The sequence below is a fragment of the Nitrogeniibacter aestuarii genome, assembly GCF_017309585.1.
GTDB classification, from domain to species: Bacteria; Pseudomonadota; Gammaproteobacteria; order Burkholderiales; family Rhodocyclaceae; genus Nitrogeniibacter; species Nitrogeniibacter aestuarii.
Genome location: NZ_CP071321.1, coordinates 52273 through 69181, shown reverse-complemented (window position 1 = coordinate 69181; position 16909 = coordinate 52273). Strand labels below are relative to the sequence as shown.

The window sequence follows — 16909 nt, the reverse complement described above, 5'->3', positions numbered from 1 at the left end:
CGATCTCCGCTCAGGCGCCCGAGGCCTGCTGCACCGCCGGCCGGGCGACCACCAGGCGCACCAGCAAGGTCGCGAACAGCAAGGTGCTCAGGGTGAAGATGTGCAGGCTGCCCAGCTGCGCCATGATGAGCGCGGCCAGCCACGGCGCCACCATCGAGCCCAGGCTGAAGAAGGCGGTGAACACCGCGCTGCCGCCGGCCAGATCTTCCTTGGGCAGGCGACGGCCGAGCAGCGCCAGGGCCAGCGCGAACACCGGGCCGAGGCAGGCGCCGGTCACCGCCGACGCGGCCATGGCGATATAGGGCTGGGTGCTGAGTGTCATGGCCAGGCTGCCGAGCACCCCGACGCAGGCGCAGAAGGCCAGCACCCGCTCCTGACCGGCCTTGTCGGCCCACTTGGTCAGCGGCACGGTGCTGATGATGCCGCCCACCACGAAGGCGGAAAACGCAATGCTCATGGTGGTCATGCTGTAGCCACGGTCGAGCATGAAGACGGGGAACAGACTCATCAGGATGGCTTCGGCCACCCCGTAGGCGAACACCGCGTGCAAGGCCAGGGAGATGCGCTTGATCTGCGCCAGGCGCAGCGCGCGGGGCTTGCTGGCGACCTCCACTGGCAGGCCGATGAGCACGACCGGCGCCCCCACAAAGAGGATGCCCGCGCACACGAACATGGCCAGCGCCGGAGTCACCTCGTACAGGGCCGTGCCCAGGATCGGCCCGACCCCCATGCCGATGCCGAAGCACAGGGCATGCAGTCCGCCCACGATGGTGCGGTTGCGGTCATTGGCAAAGGTATTGACCGCGGACTGGCCGCCGATCAGGTACAGGCCGATACCGGCACCGAGCAGCCCCCGGTAGCCGAACCACTCGGCGCTGGTCTGGGCATAGGCGAACAGGCACGAGGCCGTGCCGGCCAGCACCAGACCGCAGGCCAGCGCCAGGCGCATGCTGATCCGCTGGGTGAGGAAGCCGGCCAGCGGTGCGGTGAGGATCACGCACAGGAAGAACAGGCTGGAGGCGCCGCCAATGGCCGTGTCCGAATAGCCTGCCGCTTTCATCATCACCGCGATGATCGGGTTGTAGAGGCCGACGGCCATCCCCGCCAGTGCGGAGACGCCATACAGGATGAAGAGCACCCGGTTGAACGGGGAGGCGGAAAGCGCAGTCGATGTCATGTTCTTGCTCGGGAGTAGAAATTGGCCGGGAGCGACCGTGTGGTCAGGATGCGCGCCATGCCCTTGAGCATGATCGGCACCACCAGCCGGTGCACCGGCCGGACCAGGGCCAGGTAGATCCGGCCGAAGCGGTTACGGGTGTGGACGGCGGTGGACACGGTCAGGCAGGTGCGCCCGCCGTCGCGCTTGAGGCGCAGCGCGGTGCGAAAGTCCAGATGGGTGTCCTCGTCACCGAGCAGCGCCTCGCCGGGGACCACATGGATCACGCGAAAGAAGCCCATGCGCATCCCCGGCAGGTAGGGCGGTGGAATGACTCTGGGGTTGTTGCTCGCAGTCTTGAGCCCGAACAGCCGCACGATGCGGTCGCGCAGGCGGGCGAGCACATCGAACCAGCCCGGCGCCGAGTGGAACAGCGCGGCCACCATCTCCCATTCCTCCACATCGTCCCGTTCGAGCACGGTCGAGAACTCGTCGATGTAATCGGGGGCGGCATCGCACCCGACATCGTCCATGCCCGGGCTGGCGCCGGTTCTGCTGGCATGTTTCATGTCGTCCCTCACAGTGCGATCAGGTCGGCGGCCTGCAACTGGCTGCGCAGGCGTGCTTTATGGATCTTGCCGTTGCTGCCACGCGGCAATGCCTCGGCCAGCAAGGCAAAATGCGTCGGATGCTTGGAGCGGTCGAGCCGGGCGTGGAAGGCACCGCGGATCAGGGCCCCGACCTCGGCATGCGCCGGGTCCACATGACACACGACCACGGGCACGATGCCCGCTTCATCGAGCTCGAAGCCGATCGCGGCGGTTTCATGAATGCCGGAGACGTTCTCCAGCACCAACTCGATGTCACGCGGCCTGATGGTGTAGCCCAGCGCGCACACGATCTCGTCGGAAGCGCGCCCGCGCAGGAGCAGATGCCCGTCATCGGACAGCGCACCCAGGTCGCCGGTGTGCAGCCATCCTTCGGTGATCGCATCGCCCGCCTCGGGCCGGCGCGTGGATTCGTTCCAGTAGCCCTCCATCACCAGCGGCCCGCGGATCATGACCTCGCCAGTGACATTGGCCTCGCAGGGCTCACCCGTCTCGGTATCGAAAATGCGGATGTCGCAGCCGGGCGCTGGGCGTCCGACCGAATAGCCGGCCAGGTTCTGTTCTTCATGCGCCAGCCAGCACACCGGGCCGGTGGTCTCGGTCATGCCGTAGCACTGCAGCCAGCGGCAGTCGATGGCGGCACGCGCCCGCTGCATCAAGGCCGCGGTCACCGGCGCCGCGCCGTACATGATGGTCTTGAGGGCGCTCAGGTCGCGCCGGGCCAGCTGCGGATCGCCGATGGTGGCCGCGATGTGCTGCGGCACCATCACCAGATGGGAAATGCGCTTGTGCTCAAGGAAGGCCGCCAGGGTGTCGGGAGCATCGGCCACATGCATGCCATCGACCAGGGTGGCGCCGGAGAGCAGCGTCGAGAAGGCAGCAATCTGGCTGAGCAAGCCCAGGGGCTCGTAGATGAGCATGCCGCGCGAGTCCGATTGCACATGGGCAATGTGGCGGGTGTTCTGCACCGCCAGCAGCAAGGCGGTCTCCGACAGGCACACGCCCTTGGAGCGTCCGGTGGTGCCGCTGGTGCGGGCCTGGAGCAGGATGTAGCGGGGCCACGCAGTGAGCGGGTCGCGCGGTTCGTCGGTCCGCGTCCAGCCACCGCAGGTCTCGTCCAGCCAGGTGACCGCCCAGTGCGCGGACGAGCCTTCGATCGCATCGGCCCATTCTTCGCTGTTGGGGGCCATGAAGCTTTCGAGGAAGACCAGCGTGGCGCCCAGTTTGGCGCAGGCCAGTTCGAGCACCAGCACCGGATACGGACGGCCGGCACTCACCGCCACCCGGTCACCGGACTCGACACCGCGGTCGACCATGGCCTGAGCCTCTTTCTCGACGTCGACCAGCATGCGAGCGTACGTCACCGTGCGCCGGGCATCCTCGAAGGCCACCTGATTGGGGTAGCTCATGCAGGTTGCGCAGAATTGTTCATACAGGGTCATGAGTGCGCTCACTGTTGGGTCAGGGGGGCGTTGCCCGGCGGGGTGAGCTCGGGCGTGGAGGTCCATTGCTTCGCCCCCTCGGAGAACAGCACCTTCAGGAAGGCGATGGCCGGGATGCTGCACACGTAGGCCGCGTCCTCGCGGGTCTTGGCGGGGGTGTCGTACCACTTCACCGAAGCCTTCACATGGTGGGTGGCATGTTCATTGGTGTACAGGCACAGGAAGCCGAGCGGAAACGGCAGGGTGATGTTCACGCTCGCCGCATAGTGCTCCAGACCGCGTGGCGCCTGCCGGGCCTCGGCGGAGAAGAAATGCTGTGACTGGGACATGTACAGCTCGATGTAGAAGAACACGAAGTACGGCAACCAGTAGGCCATCAGCATGGGCCACGGATAGACCACCGTCAGCGCGATGCTCGCCGCGCGAAAGACGAGGATGCTCACCAGGTCGACCCGGTGGCCAAGGCGGTCTTCGGCGCGCAGGTACTTGCCCTGGTTGATGACGCCCGCGTTGCGGAACAGGTAGATGAACGGATAGAGCCACAAGCCGGTGGTGCTCGCGGGCGTCTGGTAGAAGTCGCGCTCGGGGTCGTCCGCCGTATTGGTGTTGTTGTGATGGGCCAGGTGGAAACGGCGATAGGCAACGAAGCCCAGCCCGAGATGCGCGCCGGCCAGACGCCCGAGGATGAGGTTGAGCGCGCGCGAGCGGTGCAGGTTGAGGTGCACCGCCTGATGAAACAGCTCCATCAGCCCGACGAACATCAGCCCTTGCAACAACACCAGCAGCGGGACTAGCCCCCCCGGGGCAAACCCGCTGGCGAGCGCCCATGAATTGGCGCCGAAAACGGCCAGGAACACCGCCAGATACACGGTATCGCGAATGAACACCTTCATTGAACAGCTCCGGAATCAGTAAATCGGAAGACGGTCGTTTCTCTCATCGGACGCCCCAGCGACGGGGCCCCTCGGCGAAGAAGCGCGAGAAGAAATCCCCGAATCTCAGGCCCGGCGCCCCCTGGGCCCGGTAGGCCCGGGTGGTCAGGTGCCATGGCGTTCGCGGCTGGACATGGTGGACCCGGTGCAGGTTGCGATGCAGGAAGAGCCAGCTCAGGGGCGCGGGCAGCAGCAGGTTGTTGGTCACATCGGCCGGGTCCTCGCCCGGCGCCAGTTCCCGCATGCCGTAGTGTTCGGCCTGGTTGAGCAGGTAGTCGAACCAGCCGAAGCAGGCCAGCGGCAGCCAGTAGAGCAGGCCCAGGGTCCGCGGCTGCCAGACGGTCAGTCCGATCAGCGCAGCCGCAAACAGGATCAGCAAGATCCGGTTGAGCCGGGCCTGACCCCGCAGCCGCATGGCCACATAGGGCGAGCGCTCGATGGCCAGCGCAAACCCCAGATAGAACACCGGCGCCAGCAGCCAGGCGACCAACGGGCCCTGCCCCTCGCCCTCGTAGAGCACGCGCTCGGGATCGTTCGGCGTGGCGGTGTGGGCGTGATGATGGGCGTGAAAGGCACGATAGCGGACGAAGTTGATCAGCAACAGCATCGCCAGCGCCGTGCCCACCCCGCGGTTGGCGGCGCGGGACGAGAACAGGCTGTTGTGGGTCGCCTGATGCACCGCCTCGAGCGCCCCGACCAGCAGCAGGCCGAGCAGCACGGACAGGCTCGCGGCCACGGCGGTGGACGACACGAGAACGATGGCCGTGGCAACACCCACCAGCGCCAGCACGAACAGCGTGCTGGCCAGGTCCACGGAGATCCCGCGCGATTTCATGACGCATCCGTCTCCATGGCAAGCACGCCGGCTTCGATTTCAAGCAAGGGCCATTTGTTGGCGACCCCGCTCCAGCGCTCGGCCTCGGGCATGGGGTCGATGCACTTGCAGATCACCGGCCAGCACTCGGCCAGACGCGTGTTGATGTCCAGTGCGTTGAGCTCGTCGTCCGGCAGATCGGTGTCGGCGAAGATGGCCTTCTCCGGGCACTCCGGTTCGCACAGGCCACAGTCGATGCAGTCTTCCGGGTGAATGACGAGCATGTTGGGGCCTTCATGAAAGGCATCGGTCGGGCACACCTCCACACAGTCGGAGAACTTGCAGTTGATGCATCCACTGGTCACGGCATAGGTCACGTCAGACTCCTTGGTCCTGAACGGGGATCAGGCAGTGAGGCCACCATCGATCACGATGGTCTGGCCGGTGATGTAGGCCGCCTCGGGCGACACCAGATAGCGGGCGAGCCGGGCCACTTCATCGACGCTGCCCAGGCGCCGCATCGGAATGGCCGATTCCATGTCCTTGCGCGCCTTGTCGGTCATGCCTTCGGCCATCTCGGTGTCGATCAGACCCGGTGCGATGGCATTGGCACTGATGCCGAAGCGCGACAGCTCCTGGGCCATGCTGCGCACCATGCCGCTCATGGCGGCCTTGGACGCCCCGTAGTTGACCTGCCCCTTGTTGCCCTTCAGGCCGGTCACCGAGGACATCATCAGGATGGCGCCGCTGCGCTCGGCCATCATCGATTCGAGAAAGGCGCGGGTCAGGTAGAAGCAGGCGTCCAGATTGGTGGCCAGCACATCGCGCCAGGACGTGTTGTCCATGCTCACCATCAGCCCGTCGCGGGTGATGCCGGCGTTGTGGATAAGCGCCCATGGCGGGCCGTACTCCTTGACGCACATCTGCCCGAAGGCGGCCGTCTCCACCGGGTCGCCGCCGTCGCAGCGGAAGGCGGACACGTCACGCCCCTGGGCGCGCAGTGCATCGACAACGGCGTTGGCACGCTCTGCACTGTGCTGATAGGTGAAGATCACCCGGTGGTCGCGCGAGAAATGCTCGACCAGGCCGCGACCGATGCCGCGGCTGCCGCCGGTGACCAGAATCCATCTCGAGGCAGTGTCATTCATGAATCAGAAACTCCTGTCGGTACCGGTGCGGGCCAGCCGTGCGGGGGGTGCGCTGCGCACCAGCATGCGTGCATATCCCATGGTGGCTTCGTAGCCGGAGCCGGAGATCCAGGCGCTGAGGAAGCTGAGGTTGCGCACGGGAAAGTTGTGGTTGATGAGGTTGGGCGTGGCCTCTGGCAGCACCAGGTTGCCGTAGCCCGAACCGGCGCTATTGCGGGTGTAGCGCTCGTAGGTGCGCGGGCTGGAGACCTCGCTGTAGCGCACATGTCCGCGCAGGCCGGGACGCACCTTGTCGAGCCGGGCGAGCAACTGCTCGGCGACCCGGCGCTTCTTCTGCCGGTATTCCGGCGTCTTGCGCGGCGGCCAGTGACGGATGTCGTCGAGCACATTGACGATCACCACGGCCCCCCCACTGGGGTCGAGGGCGTGATAGTTGGTGACCTCGAAGGACGAGGCACCCCAGTAGGCCGGCTCGCACAGGGCCGCCTCGGTGGGCTGGGCACGGGCCTGCCGGCGCGCTTCGAGCGCGGCGAGCGGATCGTCGGCCAGCACCATGGTTTCGGCGTGATCGAGGCCGATGGATTCGGGCGGGCAATCGAGGACGAGGTACAGCGTGGTGGTGGCGTTGGCGGTCACCTGCTCGGCGGCCCGCGCCCGATGCGGGGCCAGCGCGTCGAGCGGCGGCAGCAGCGTCTCCAGGGCGTAACGCGGCGAGGCGTTGATCATCACCCGATCCGCCCTCACCTCGCCCCGGTCGGTTCTCACGCCGGTGGCCAGGCCCGAGTCCGGATCGATCAGCACCTGCTCGACGTCGGTCTTGAGCCGGACCTCGCCGCCCATGGACTCGATCTGGCTCACGAGCAAGCGCGAGAGCTGCTGCGAGCCACCACGCATGTAGGCGCTGCGCTCATACAGGCTGGCATACACCACGTGCAGGTAGTACAGAAAGGCGCACTGCTCGGGGAAGGCGCCGATGTAGATCGCGGGCAGGCTGAGGATTTCGATCAGCCTCGGGTCCTTGAAGCGTGCACGCAGCGCGTCGAGTACCGTGATGATCTTGAGCGTCCGGTGCGCCACACGCAAGGCTTTGAAGTCCGGCTCGAAGCGACCGAGCATGACCTCGAACTGCATGTAGGAGTTGCGCCCGTGCACCTCCACCTCGTACAGAAAGGCGTCGATGGCACCCGCCTCGTCGGGAAAGGCATCGCACAAGGCATCGCGCATGCGCGATGGCACCTGGTCGAGCATCAGCTCGACACCACCGGCCACCTGGAACCAGGCCGGCGAGAACACCAGTTCGACGCTGGATTCCAGATCGAGCTCACGAAAGAGCTGACGCAGGTTGCCGGTCTCGCCCATGCCGGTGAGCTTGTGCAGGCTGCAGTCGAATCGCGCGCCCTGTTTGGGGCGCACGAATTCGCTGCTGTAGCCGCCGGGCACGTTGTGCTGCTCAAGGAACAGCATCCGCTGCCCGGGCGCCTCGCGCAGGCGCAAGGCGCCATAGGTCAGGGCCGAGATGCCGGTCCCGACGCAGACGAGATCCCAGGGGCGATCGCTCAGAGAATCCCGAGTTTCGCGAACCATGTATCGACCTCGGCGAAGCGCTCGCCATTCATGCGACGGTTGTTCTCGGACTGGCGGATACGCTCGACCGCCGCGTCGTCATCCTCGGCGATCGGAAACTTGAAGGAGGTGTGACGGGCGATGTCCCGGTTGTAGGTCACCTCGTTCTTCAGGTTCTGGTAGAGCGGCGCGAAGCTGCCACGGATGCGGTCGATCACCTCGGCCGGGCCGTTCTCGAAGAAGTATTCGACCACCCGCTTGCCGAAGGCGATATGACGCACCTCCTCGATGTGGTGCTCATGGAACATCTTGCGGGTCAGCGGCTCGTTGTCGCGGCCCTGGGTGAGATAGATGGCATTGAGTTCGGCCACCCACTCGAGCATCAGCGTCGACAGGATGCCGAGCACAGGATGCATTTCCGGCAGCTGGCGGGTGAACTGGGCGTAGGCGCCGCGCGGCGGATCGAACAGCGGCAGCTTCGCCAGATCCAGGTAGCGGCGGAACATCAGGGTGTGGGTGATCTCTTCTCGGGAGAAGATCATCAGGTATTCGTACACCTCCGGCAGCATGCCGAAAGGCTCCTGATTGGCGTAGTTCATGTAGAGCGGCGGCAGCGACTGCTCCAGCCAGATGAACATGGAGACATCGCGGGCCACCTCTTTCCACAACAACTCGTTGCGCTGCTCGGGGGTCAGGGCGTCCCAGTATTCGGTGCCGTAGATCCAGCTGCCGGTTTCGAGTTTCGGATTGCGGGAGAAGTCGATGCCGTCGGCCCACGGCAGCACCGTCTCCAGGTCCATGACATGACGGTGCGAGGCGCGGATCAGGGTGCCGACCTTGGCCCGGTCGACCTCGGTCAGCCCGATGCGGGTCTGGGTGCGTTCAAGCGTTTCCATGCGCCCTCCTCAGGCCTCGACCGCGACCGACTCGGCGGCGATGTAATCCACCAGCTGACCGACGTTGGCAATGGTGCCGTTGGCGAACAGGTCGGGCACCAGGTTGACCTGGTAGCGCTTCTTGACCGACACCTGCACCTCGACGAAGTCGAGGCTGTCCAGTTCCAGATCTTCGAAGGTGGCCGCCGGGTGCACCGCCGTCGTCTCGCAATCCTTCATGTCGACGATCAGGTCGGTCAGGTGCGCCAGGATGTCTTCTTTATTGCTCATGATTACCTCGTGAAGAGTGGTGAAACGGGTCGAAGCGCAGGAAGACGCCGACCTCGGACTGCATGACGAATTCGCCATCGAGAAACACGTTGATCTGGCAGGTCCCGGCCAGGCTCTTGTCGCCCCCCGACGCGGTCACCGGCGGCAGCACGCGACACTCGACCCGGCGCGCCGGATCGAAGGATTCGATGGGCTGCTGCCATAGCGATGGCGCCACCGACACGGTGTGCGATGTCTGCACCGTGAGCACCCGATGCATCAGGTCGCGCTGATCCATGGCGTCATCGAATCCCGGCACCTGCCGGACCAGCTCGTAGGGAATCTGGTGGCTGAGAAACTGGGAGAAGACGATGGCGTCGAGCAGCAACCAGGCGCGGTCGAACTCGGGAAACGCGCTGTGGAAGGTGGCCGCTTTTTCGCGCAACACGTCCGGAGCGATGTCGAAACAAGCCGACGCGCTCGCCGACTCGTCGTCGACGGCCGCTTCAAGCGCCGAACCGCCGATGGTCTCGGCACCGTCGCTTTCGCGCTTGAGCGAGAAGCGGAAGGCCGACGGGCGCGCTTTGACTTCCAGCTGATGGCCTCGCCCCTCGGCGACCGGCTGACGGAACTTGCAGCGGATGGTCCGCCACAGGGCGGTGGCGTGCGGATCGAGCTGCCGGCCGAGCTGGCGCTTGATATGCATCAGCGGCAGCATGCCGTGCACCACGACGCCGTCGAGCCCCATCCGCCGGGCCACCGCCTGATCGAAATGGATGGGGTTGAAGTCCTGCGACAGGTCGGCCCAGTCGCGCACATCGGTGGGCTGGAAGACGAAGCGCATCAGCGCACCCGTTCGATCACGAGCGCCGCATTGGCGCCCCCGAACCCGAAACTCAGGTTGAGCGTCCGATCGACGTCAGCCTGCACATGGCCATTGGCCAGATAGTTCAGGTCGCACTCGGGGTCGGGATCATTGAGATTCCGCGTGCCCGGCAGCGTGCCGGTTTCCAGCGCCTTGAGGCAGATGATGGTCTCGAAGCTGCCGGCCGCCGAAATCAGGTGTCCGCTGTACGACTTGGTGCTCGAGACCGGAATGTCCCAGGCCACTTCGCCGAAGGCTTTCTTGATCGAGTTGGTCTCGTTCAGGTCGTTGAGCGGTGTCGAAGTCCCGTGGGCATTGATGTAACCGATCTGTCCGGGCTTCACGTTGGCCTGAATCAGGGCGCGCTCGATCGACTTCACCCGGGAGGCCATGTCCTCGGCCGGGGCGGTGAAGTCGCAGGCATCGGAATAATTGCCGTAGCCGGTGATTTCACCCAGGATCCGGGCACCGCGATGCACGGCATGCTCGTACTCTTCCAGGCAGACCACGGCAGCGCCCTCGGCCAGCACGAAGCCCGAGCGGCGACGGTCGAAGGGGCAGCAGGCCAGCTCCGGATGCGTCTGCTCCTTGCTCAGGGCGTTGAGCACGTCGATGTTCCACACGTTGGTTTCGCCCACCAGGGTTTCGGAGCCCCCCGCCAGCATCATGCGCGCCCGACCGCTGCGGATGATCTCGAAGGCATCGCCGATGGCGATGGTGCCCGTGGCACACGCGGCATTGACGGTGTTCTGGTAGCCGCGCAGGTTCCACAGCAGGGAGCATGCCCCGGTGGCCACGCTCGGCATGGTGATCAGGCTGCCGAAGGGATTGCCGAACCCGGTCTCGAGGTATTCGCCGTGGATTTCGTTGGACTGGTCAACGCCCCCCCAGCCCGTACCGATGATCACGCCGCAATCATGTGCGGCGTAATGGTCGGCGATGCGCTGGGGATCGCCGAACGCCATGTCGAGGGCCTCGCGGGCCGCCACCACCGCGTTTTTCGCAAAACGCGGCAAACAGCGCTGGATGGCCTTGGGAATCGCCTTGTAGCGGGCTTTCGATTCGGGCACGAACGCGTAGAACTTCGCCTTGATGTCCGGATTGTCGAAGCCCTGCTTCGAATACCCCATGACCCCGTTCATGATCGACGTCCAGGCCTCGCCGGCTGTCTCGCCCAGTGCGGTCACCGCACCGTACCCTGTCACTACCACTCGTCGCATTACCACACCGCCTCGATGAATTCATGGGAACCGTCCGCGCTCTCGTCGCCGACGAGCATCACGGCCGCTACAGTGCGCAACTGCCGCTCGACCTCGGACGCAAACTCGATAACGAGCGCCTCGGTCATGCGCGGATTCATGAAGCACACCTTGATGAAGAAATGGCCATCCAGATGGACGTGCCCGACTGACCAGTAACGCGTTCCGTTCAGCTGGTCGAACAACTGCTGGGTGATACCGTCGCCATACACGCCACTGGCGACGCGAAAGCACACGATGTTGGTGTCCGGCTGGCCGTACACCGTCAGGCGGGCGTTCTGCCGCAGGCGCTCCGACAGCGTCACCGTCAGCGCATGCAACCCCCGCACATCGCGCTCGATGGCCTCGGCCCCCGTGGTATGCAGCGACAGCCACAGCTTGATGGCGTTGGCATGACGCGAGCACTCCAGGGTCCAGTTGTGCATGTCCGGGTAATCGCCGGCCCACTCCTGCGTCAGATAGGGCGTGCTGTGCCGCGAGGCATGACTGGCGGCATGCCGGTCCTTGAAGAACAGGAAGCTCAAGGGCACGCTCTGGAAGAACACCTTGTGCAGGTCCCAGCACACACTGTCCGCCCGCTTCAGCGCGGCAAACTGCCGAGCCAGATGCGGGCAGCTGTAGAACGAGCCCCCGTGCGCGGCATCCACGTGCACCCAGACGCGTGCAGGATCCAGCGCCGGTGCGCGCTCGAAGAAACCGGCCATATCATCGAAGGCACCGGTCGACGTCGTCCCGGCGCTCAGGCAGACGATGCACGCACCACCCTCGGCCAGCACCTCGAATACCGCCGCCAGATCGATCCGCCCGTCTTCATCGGTGGGCATGGCGCGCACGCGGGCCGTCCCGATGCCGACGATGGCCGCGGCACGGGCGATGGAATAGTGGGCGTGACGGCTGACCAGCACGGTCACGTCCGCCGGCTGGCCCCGGTCCCACGCTCCCCAGGCATCGAGTCGATTGCGCGCTGCGAGCATGGCCGACAGGTTGGCGAGGCTCCCCCCGCCGCAACTGATGCCAAAGGCCTCATCTGCCAGACCCAGGCGCTGCTGCGCCCACGTGAGGGCACGGCGCTCGATGACACTGGTCATCGGCGACATGCTGAACACCGCCTGCCCCTGATTGAGGGCAGCCCCCCACAGGGCGCCGATCACCGCACCGGGCAAGGGAAAATTCAGTTGCTGATTGAGATAACCGCTGTGGCTGTAGTGCACCGACGTGTCGATGAGCATCTGCACGGCCAGCTCGTAAGCCTCATCGGCCAGATGACCTTCAATACGGTCGGCACAACGCTCGAGCGACTCGATGGACTGGCCCGGCATGACCTCCGGACGCAGGTCGGCATCGAGCGCAGCGAACCGCGACGAGGCCTGAAGCAGGCGCTCGTAGCGCGTGCCGTCCCAGCGCACCGGCGCACCGGCCGCCGACGGCCCCGCGCCGCCCCCGGGCGTCACCGCCGTCATCGGCTTGGCCATTACTTGCGTCCCGGCGAAGGACTCCCGACCGGGGATTCGCCACCGGCAACCGTCTGGGCGTCAACGTCAATCCAGCACGCGAACAGCGGATAGCCGCCCACGATGATCGGCGGCCCTGCCCGGTGCGCCCGGAATCCGGCACGTCGCAGCAGGCGCTCGACGCCCAGCGGTGACACCGTGATCAGCCGGCGAGCCCCCTGGCGGGCGGCACACGCAATGGATTCACGCAGCAACTCGACGGCCACCGGAGAGGAAAACTGCCCCACCCCCGACTCCATCCGCCCTTCAAGCGTGAAGGCCGTGAATCGCGACAACTCCCACACGTCCTCCGAGACGGGCGGTGTCGCACCATTGAGCAATTCGGGAAAGACATCCTTGAGCAGATACGGGCGCACGGTGGGCAACAGACGCGCGCATCCGTTGATACGGCCTTCCGGATCGTGGCTGATCACGTAGAGGGTGTCATCGCGATCGAACTGGTCCGCCTCGAAACCCTCCGGGCATCCCAGCTCCCAGCCCAGATGCTCGACGAACACGCGGTAACGGTAGGCCGCCAGCTCCGTGTATTCCTGGGAACCAAGCTGTTTACGGCATCCAGACAAAAACTCCATGGCACCACCCCGAGAGACTCAGAATTTGAAGTGGCGCCATTACATCGTCATCAACATCGACCCGATACTGTCAACGTTGACAGACGACAAAGCGTGACGAATGTCATGCAGATGTGCTGAAGCCAGGCACAAGCTCGGGCTGGCAACCCCCCGGACCGGTTGTCGTCAGCCGGATGATGCCGGTGGCGACGCGTAGCCATCGACGATGCGATCGATCTGCGCACATGCCTCGATCAGCGCTTCGTCCCCCCAGCGTCGGCCGACACACTGCAGACCGACCGGCAGGCCGTCGACCAGCCCGGCCGGCAGCGAAACGACGGGATGACCGGTCAGAGAAAACAGCCCGACCATGCTGACGGTGGCTTCCAGAAACGGCAGGGCCCGGTCGCCGACCGCCAGCGTCGGCGGCTTGCCCAGCGGCTTGAGCGCGAAGGCCGGATAGGCGGTCCGCGGGGCCGTGGGGCATATCAGTACGTCATGGTCATCAAGGAAGTCCTCCATGGCGCCGATCAGTTGGTCGCGGATGTTGAGCGCCGCGTTGTAGCGGCGCCAGTCGAAGCGCAAACCGTGCGTGAACGCGCGCGTGAGGGTCTGACGCCTGGGAATCAACCGGCCGGCCAACGCGATCAGATGGCGCTCCCAGGGCTGGAACGCCAGCCCGATCTCAGCACCGGCGAGAACCCCATAGGCGTAGAGGGCACGCTCGGGATCGAAGCCATCGGGCAGACGTCGCACCACATCCACGCCCGCTTCCGTGAGCCGCCCGATGGCCCGGTCCAGGCCGGCGCGCGTGCGATCGCACAGGGGCAGGCCGGCGAAGTCATCCCACCAGGCGACACGCAGACGATCGGAGCGAGCGCGCCCGGCCACACCAAGGACCGGCGGCACCTCGGTATCGACACGGTCCGGCCCCGCCAGGACCGACAGGCCCAGCGCCAGATCCTCGATCGACCGGGTCAGCACGCCGAAACTGAGCATGTGCCGGACACTGCGCGGCTGCCCGGGCAGATGGGGAATGTGACCGGTTCTCGGAATCCGGTTCTCGGTGGCCTTGAGTCCATAGACGCCACAGAAGGCCGCCGGGATACGGATGGAGCCCCCCAGATCGCTGCCCGGGTCCATGTACGAAAAGCCCATGGCCACGGCCGCAGCCGCACCGCCGGAACTGCCACCGGGGGTCGCATCGTGGCACCACGGGTTGTGCGTCACCCCGAACACCGGGCTGATGCATTGAGGATCGCCCGCCAGCCGGGACAGGTTCGTCTTGCCCAGGATGATGGCGCCCGCCTGGCGCAAGCGCGCGACCACGGTCGCGTCGGTGTCGGGCACGTAGTCGGCCAGCGGCGGATGGCTGGCCGTCGTGCGCATGCCGGCCGTGGCAAACGCATCCTTGACGGTGATCGGCACGCCCCGCAACGGGAGGCTCACCGGGTCAGGGACGGGTTCGCGATCAAAGGCTTCGGCCTGCCGGCGGGCTGACGCCGCATCCAGGGTCACGACCGCGTTGATGCGACCGTTGGAGACATCGATCCGCGACAGGCACTCTTCCACCGCGGCCACTGCGCTTGTCGAGCCATTCGACATCGCCTCATGCAGCCGGGCAACCGAATTGGTCAAGCTCACATCCCTTGCGCCCGCAACAAACTGTTCATGACGTTTGCTTGGCGACATACGTCAAAATTGCTATTGTCTATGGGCATCGTTTGAATTATTTTATGAACCATGATCCTCGTGTACAGGCGAATTCCGAGCCATTCATGTACCGTTAAGGATGGTGTGTTTTACTGACGGATGAATTACCCGGGACCACCGTAACGCTGGACGATGGAGGGCCATACGGTCGTGCTCCAGGCCATGTCGTCGACAAGGGCTGCCAGTCGCCGAAGGGAGGCATCCATGCCCAGATCCCGCGTGTGCCCATCGACCAGCATGACGTTCGTTCGTGGTTCGCCCGTGCGCTTGAGGGAGGTATGACCGTGCGAGACATCGAGCACCCAATCCCAGCCCAGACTGATGTAAGGACGACGCCCCGCGATCCACTCGGTGAACCCGGTCACCTCCGTCACGTCGCCGCATCCCGGAATGGCCGCCGTCTCCGGTGCGTCCAGACCCGAAACGAAATGTCGCAGCCGGACGGTGCTCAAGTCCTGCTCCGACAAACGGACGAACCCATCGTCCGACACCCGGACGACGGATTCCAGTGGATGTTCTGTTCTCATTTGCTCACGCGTTGTTATTGGTTTGAAGCGCTTCGTTATTTCCGGACATTAGCGCGCCGCCGTGTTTCACGGCATGTCAACGTTGACAGGTCAAGAAATGCCGATCCGCGGCGAAGGTGCGCCAGATGAACGTCTGGCGCGAAGACCTCCTCACCCGCCTGAGCGCAGCGCACAGCGCCACCGAGGTGTTTTCGGTGATCGAGCGCGAAGGCAAGGCACTTGGTTTCGACCACCTCGCCTACGGCGTGCGCTTTCGCTATCCACTGAGCAATCCGCGCATCGTTCTGCTCAACAACTACCCGGAACAATGGCAAACCCTGTATGCCGAGCGGGGCTATGTGAAGATCGACCCCATTGTCATGCGCGGGATGGTATCGCAAATACCCATTGTCTGGTCCGAGCACTATTCCAGGGCCAGCAACACGTTCTGGGAAGAGGCCCGGCAATTCGGCATTGCCCATGGCTGGTCCCAATCGGCCACCGACTGTCGCGGCCTGCAGAGCCTCGTCTCGTTCGTGCGCGGTGCCGAATATCTCGGTTCCGCCGAACTCACGGCGAACGGCGCACGTTTGAGCTTTCTCGCCCATGCCGGCCATGAATACATGTGCCATCAGCTTGCCCGCGATCACCACGCGCAAGATTCGGGCGAGCTGACGACGCGCGAGATCGAGGTCCTGCGATGGACCGCCGAGGGCAAGACCGCCGGCGAGATTTCGATTCTCATGGGCATTTCCGACCGCACCGTGAATTTCCACGCCGCCAACGCCATGGCCAAACTCAACTGCGCCAACAAGACCGCCACCGCGGTCAAGGCCGCCATCCTGGGATTGCTGGATTAAGCCTGCACGGCAGCCACCTGCGAGCGGCTGCCTCCCGTTGGCGAAGCCGCAACGCCCGTGACGCGCGCCCTAGAACGGCACCACCGAATCAAAGCACCGCGCCGTGCGGTGGAAGGGATGGCAGATGCTCAGCTGCGAGGCATGCAGATGCAGCCGCTTGTGGCGCTGGGCGCTGCCTTCCGGCGCGTAGAGCGGATCGCCGATGATCGGGTGGCCGAGCGCAAGCAGATGCACCCGCAGCTGGTGGGTGCGCCCGGTGATGGGCTTGAGGGCCACGCGGGTGAGCGGCTCACCAAGGCGTTCGAAGCGATCCACCACCGTGTAGCGGGTGACCGCGCGCAGGCCGTTGTCGTGGTCCACCTGATGCCAGGGGTTGCGGTCCGGCACCGGGGCGAGGGGCAGGTCGATCTCGCCCTCGCCTTCCAGCATGTGTCCATGCACCACCGCCTGATAGCGCTTGCCCACCACCCGCTGGCGGAAGGCCCAGTGAATCCGGCGCAACATGGCCTGGTACATGGAGAACAGCACGATGCCCGAGGTGGCTTCGTCCAACCGGTGGGCGATCTGGGCGCGGGGGTACTCGGCCTGAATGCGGGTGACGAGCGAATCCTGCCGGTCATCGCCCACGGCGGGAATGGAGAGCAGCCCGGCCGGTTTGTCCGCCACCAGGATGAAGTCGTCCACATACAGGATGCCCGGCGTGAAGTCGGCATCGGTGTAGTCGTTCAGCAGGCGGTGTCGCGGCGGCGCGGTCGGGTGCATGAGGGCGGATGATCGAAGGGGCGACGGTCGGGCACCGCCCTTTTACACCGGACTGTGGCAGTGCGCCAAGAAGC

18 protein-coding genes are annotated in these 16909 nt (G+C 65.3%); 1 reads left to right on the top strand and 17 read right to left on the bottom strand.

Annotated features, from left to right (window positions below; genetic code table 11):
- Positions 1-10 precede the first annotated feature (10 nt).
- The 16 genes from J0W34_RS00300 to J0W34_RS00225 form a co-directional block, all read right to left on the bottom strand.
- Positions 11-1177: an MFS transporter gene (locus tag J0W34_RS00300; RefSeq protein WP_230970236.1), complete on the bottom strand. Its 1167-nt coding sequence runs from the start codon at positions 1175-1177 to the stop codon at positions 11-13.
- Positions 1174-1725 carry a DUF2867 domain-containing protein gene (locus tag J0W34_RS00295; protein ID WP_230970235.1) on the bottom strand — a complete coding sequence of 184 codons (552 nt, stop codon included), beginning with the start codon at positions 1723-1725 and terminating at the stop codon, positions 1174-1176. The genes J0W34_RS00300 and J0W34_RS00295 overlap by 4 nt, the downstream gene beginning before the upstream one ends.
- An 8-nt stretch (positions 1726-1733) precedes the next feature.
- Positions 1734-3206, bottom strand: coding sequence for a class I adenylate-forming enzyme family protein (locus J0W34_RS00290; protein ID WP_230970234.1), 1473 nt, complete (start codon positions 3204-3206; stop codon positions 1734-1736).
- 8 nt (positions 3207-3214) lie between these two features.
- Positions 3215-4099: a fatty acid desaturase family protein gene (locus J0W34_RS00285; RefSeq protein WP_230970233.1), complete on the bottom strand. Its 885-nt coding sequence runs from the start codon at positions 4097-4099 to the stop codon at positions 3215-3217.
- Positions 4100-4142: 43 nt separating this feature from the next.
- Complete coding sequence (locus tag J0W34_RS00280; RefSeq protein WP_230970232.1) at positions 4143-4973, bottom strand: fatty acid desaturase; 831 nt, start codon at positions 4971-4973, stop codon at positions 4143-4145.
- Positions 4970-5329, bottom strand: coding sequence for a ferredoxin family protein (locus J0W34_RS00275; RefSeq protein ID WP_230970231.1), 360 nt, complete (start codon positions 5327-5329; stop codon positions 4970-4972). The genes J0W34_RS00280 and J0W34_RS00275 overlap by 4 nt, the downstream gene beginning before the upstream one ends.
- 27 nt (positions 5330-5356) lie before the next feature.
- Entirely contained in the window at positions 5357-6100 is a 744-nt protein-coding gene (fabG, locus tag J0W34_RS00270; RefSeq protein ID WP_230970230.1) for a 3-oxoacyl-ACP reductase FabG, read from the bottom strand.
- Positions 6101-6103: 3 nt separating this feature from the next.
- A complete protein-coding gene (locus tag J0W34_RS00265; protein ID WP_230970229.1) occupies positions 6104-7684 on the bottom strand; it encodes a phytoene desaturase family protein in 1581 nt (526 codons plus the stop codon).
- Positions 7657-8559, bottom strand: a complete 903-nt coding sequence (locus J0W34_RS00260; RefSeq protein ID WP_227817714.1) for a diiron oxygenase — start codon at positions 8557-8559, stop codon at positions 7657-7659. Before J0W34_RS00260 ends, J0W34_RS00265 begins: the two co-directional genes overlap by 28 nt.
- Positions 8560-8568: 9 nt before the next feature.
- Complete coding sequence (locus J0W34_RS00255) at positions 8569-8829, bottom strand: acyl carrier protein (protein ID WP_230970228.1); 261 nt, start codon at positions 8827-8829, stop codon at positions 8569-8571.
- Complete coding sequence (locus tag J0W34_RS00250) at positions 8819-9652, bottom strand: MaoC family dehydratase (protein WP_230970227.1); 834 nt, start codon at positions 9650-9652, stop codon at positions 8819-8821. Before J0W34_RS00250 ends, J0W34_RS00255 begins: the two co-directional genes overlap by 11 nt.
- A complete protein-coding gene (locus J0W34_RS00245; RefSeq protein ID WP_230970226.1) occupies positions 9652-10893 on the bottom strand; it encodes a beta-ketoacyl-[acyl-carrier-protein] synthase family protein in 1242 nt (413 codons plus the stop codon). The genes J0W34_RS00250 and J0W34_RS00245 overlap by 1 nt, the downstream gene beginning before the upstream one ends.
- A complete protein-coding gene (locus J0W34_RS00240; RefSeq protein ID WP_230970225.1) occupies positions 10893-12404 on the bottom strand; it encodes a pyridoxal phosphate-dependent decarboxylase family protein in 1512 nt (503 codons plus the stop codon). Before J0W34_RS00240 ends, J0W34_RS00245 begins: the two co-directional genes overlap by 1 nt.
- The gene (locus J0W34_RS00235; protein WP_227817719.1) at positions 12404-13015 is read right to left on the bottom strand and encodes an acyl-homoserine-lactone synthase; all 612 of its coding nucleotides are present in this window, start codon (positions 13013-13015) and stop codon (positions 12404-12406) included. Before J0W34_RS00235 ends, J0W34_RS00240 begins: the two co-directional genes overlap by 1 nt.
- A gap of 165 nt (positions 13016-13180) precedes the next feature.
- Positions 13181-14632 (bottom strand): amidase, encoded by a 1452-nt coding sequence (locus J0W34_RS00230; RefSeq protein ID WP_230970224.1) that lies wholly within the window; start codon positions 14630-14632, stop codon positions 13181-13183.
- A gap of 179 nt (positions 14633-14811) precedes the next feature.
- A complete protein-coding gene (locus J0W34_RS00225; RefSeq protein ID WP_227817721.1) occupies positions 14812-15234 on the bottom strand; it encodes a DUF4902 domain-containing protein in 423 nt (140 codons plus the stop codon).
- A 125-nt stretch (positions 15235-15359) separates the two neighbouring features.
- Here J0W34_RS00225 and J0W34_RS00220 point away from each other — a divergent pair, with 125 nt between their 5' ends.
- A complete protein-coding gene (locus J0W34_RS00220) occupies positions 15360-16073 on the top strand; it encodes an autoinducer binding domain-containing protein (protein ID WP_227817722.1) in 714 nt (237 codons plus the stop codon).
- Positions 16074-16142: 69 nt separating this feature from the next.
- On the opposite strand, the gene J0W34_RS00215 is transcribed toward J0W34_RS00220, so the two are convergent.
- The gene (locus J0W34_RS00215) at positions 16143-16835 is read right to left on the bottom strand and encodes an RluA family pseudouridine synthase (protein WP_230970223.1); all 693 of its coding nucleotides are present in this window, start codon (positions 16833-16835) and stop codon (positions 16143-16145) included.
- Between the last annotated feature and the right edge of the window lie 74 nt (positions 16836-16909).